Source organism: Mycobacterium sp. (assembly GCF_049683355.1).
In the GTDB taxonomy this organism is placed as follows: Bacteria; Actinomycetota; Actinomycetes; order Mycobacteriales; family Mycobacteriaceae; genus Mycobacterium.
Genome location: NZ_JBAUJB010000328.1, coordinates 1 through 2,698, shown reverse-complemented (window position 1 = coordinate 2,698; position 2,698 = coordinate 1). Strand labels below are relative to the sequence as shown.

The window sequence follows — 2,698 nt, the reverse complement described above, 5'->3', positions numbered from 1 at the left end:
ACCAGCGCGAGCTGCTCCTCACTGCGGCCCGTCATCCGCAGGTAGTCGATGGTGACGTCATCGATCGGGAAAATTGCTGCGGTGGAACCGAATTCGGGGCTCATGTTGCCGAGAGTGGCGCGGTTGGCCAGCGGCACCTCGGACACACCCTCGCCGTAGAACTCGACGAACTTGCCGACCACGCCGTGTTTGCGCAGCATCTCGGTCACGGTGAGCACCACATCGGTGGCGGTGACGCCGGCCCGGCGCTCGCCGGAGAGCTTGAAGCCCACGACGCGCGGGATCAACATCGACACGGGCTGTCCCAGCATCGCGGCCTCGGCCTCGATGCCACCGACGCCCCAGCCCAGCACGCCGAGCCCGTTCTCCATGGTGGTGTGGGAGTCGGTGCCCACGCAGGTGTCGGGGTACGCCACACCGTCGCGCAACATCACGACGCTGGCCAGGTACTCGATGTTGACCTGGTGCACGATGCCGGTGCCGGGCGGCACCACCTTGAAGTCGTCGAAGGCGCCCTGACCCCACCGCAGGAACTGGTAACGCTCGCCGTTCCGCTCGTACTCGATCTCGACGTTGCGCTCGAAGGCGTTGGCGGTCCCGAACAGGTCGGCGATCACCGAATGGTCGATGACCAGATCGGCAGGCGCCAGCGGATTGACCTTCTGTGGATCCCCGCCGAGATCGCCGACGGCCTCGCGCATCGTGGCCAGGTCGACGATGCAGGGCACCCCGGTGAAGTCCTGCATGATCACCCGCGCCGGGGTGAACTGGATCTCGACGCTGGGGTCGGCCGACGGGTCCCAGTTCGCGATGGCCTCGATGTGTTCCTTGGTGATGTTGGCGCCGTCCTCGGTCCGCAACAGGTTCTCGGCGAGCACCTTGAGGCTGTAGGGGAGCTTCTCGGTGCCCGGGACCGCGTCGAGGCGGTAGATGTCGTATTTGTTGTCTCCGACCTCGAGCGTGTCGTGCGCGCCGAACGAGTTCAGGGATGAATTCTTGCTGCTCACATCAACTCCCGCTGTGGATCATCGCCGCGACGGGCTGTGTCAGCGGCGTTGGTAATCTTAACAGTACGCTTGTCCTACAAGGCAAGATGGGTATTCGGGTCGTCCGGTTCCAGTCTTGTCCCCGCGCGCGCGTGGTGCCACCCAGATGGCATACCCAAACTCGGCAGAGTCGTGTCGCCGTCGCCACCGCCGGTCGGTCGCGTACGGTGCTGCTGTGACCGGACCGCACTCGATTCCGCTCTGGGTCCCGCAACTGCCGGCGTACATCCCGCCGGAGGTGGACATGGAGCGGGTGCAGGCCGACGTGGCCGACGACGGGGTCAGCGTGCCCCCCGGGGGTGAGCCCGACGTGCCCGCGTTGAGGCAGGTCGTCGCCGACGCGCGCAGTGAGGGCATCGACCTCAAGATCGTCGTGATCGACGTCAACCCGCCGATCGACACCCCGCTTCGTGACATCGCGACCGAGGTCGGTACGGCCAACCCCGGCTCGACCGTGCTGGCGCTGAGTCCGTCCTTTGCCGGGACCTACAGTCCGGAGTTCGACCGGGTGACGCTGGAAGCCGGTCAGGACGTGGCGAAGACCGGTGATGCCGTGCAATCTTCGAAGAACTTTGTCGGCGAGTTGACCGACTCCCACTTTCCCTGGACGCCATTCACGATTGTCCTTGTTCTGGCAGTCGTACTGGCCGTTGTAGCCACCCGAATACTGCAGATTCGTGGCAAACGGCAGACGGAATCGGGCGCAGCGTCCACCAGCTCTGATTAAGGGTTGACAAAGCTCACGCAAATTCAAACATCACTGTTTGATAACGCCAATTGCAATTACATTGTTGTAATTTGTTACTAAAGTTTCTTTAGCGTCAGATGTGACGTACGGTGCAATCGGTGCCTGATGTTGCGGATGTGCTTGATGTGACTTCTGTGTCTGGGCGCCCGAGAATGTGCCGACACGCTCGCGTGGAGCCTTAGGAGACCTGAGTCGAATGAGACGCATCCCTGGCGGCGCCTCCGCTTCGCGGTTGTGCGCGGTAGCCCTGGCCTCCGGCATGGTCCTGACGACCCCCGGGCTGGCCCAGGCGCAGCCTGCCAACCCGGACAGCCTCGCGACGTTGGTGACCGCCGTCGCCGACGTCAACCAGCAACTGCAGGACCTCGGTGCCGCGATCCAGACCCAGCAGGAGAGCGTGAACAAGGCGATCCTGGATGTGAAAACGGCGCGCGACGACGCCGCGGCCGCCCAGCAGGAGGTCGAGGCCAGCGCCCAGCGCGTCGCGGACGCCAACACCGCGATCGAGGCCGCCCAGCAACGCTTCGACAAGTTCGCCGCCGCGATGTACGTCAGCGGCCCCTCGGGTTCGTATCTGAACGCCGCGGACCCCGTCGACATCCTCAGCACCGCCGCGGCCGGTCAGACCCTGTCGATCAGCACCAAGCAGGTGATGGCCAACCTGCAGCGGGCGCGTACCGAGCAGGTCAACAAGGAGTCGGCCGCCAGGCAGGCCAAGCAGCAGGCCGACGACGCCGTCAAGGCGGCCGAGTCCAGCCAGCAGACCGCGGTATCCGCTCTGACCGACGCCCAGCAGACCTTCAAGGCGCAGCAGGTCGAGCTCGACCTGCTCGCCGCGGAGCGGGCGACCGCCCAGGCCAAGCTGCAGGAGACGCGCGCGGTGGCGGCTCCCACGGGCCGGAGC

Annotated in this window: 3 protein-coding genes; 2 read left to right on the top strand and 1 reads right to left on the bottom strand. The window is 65.3% G+C overall.

The features are described from left to right. Window positions 1-1,007, bottom strand: a 1,007-nt coding sequence (locus tag WA944_RS19225; RefSeq protein WP_526647235.1) for an aconitase family protein, incomplete at its 3' end; no start/stop codon positions are given. A gap of 214 nt (window positions 1,008-1,221) precedes the next feature. Between WA944_RS19225 and WA944_RS19220 the strand changes: the two genes are divergently transcribed. Together WA944_RS19220 and WA944_RS19215 are read left to right on the top strand one after the other, a co-directional pair. Next, a complete protein-coding gene (locus WA944_RS19220) occupies window positions 1,222-1,773 on the top strand; it encodes an Rv1476 family membrane protein (RefSeq protein WP_526609595.1) in 552 nt (183 codons plus the stop codon). A 217-nt stretch (window positions 1,774-1,990) separates the two neighbouring features. Continuing rightward, window positions 1,991-2,698: coiled-coil domain-containing protein (locus tag WA944_RS19215; RefSeq protein WP_526647234.1), on the top strand; the 708-nt coding region annotated here is incomplete at its 3' end.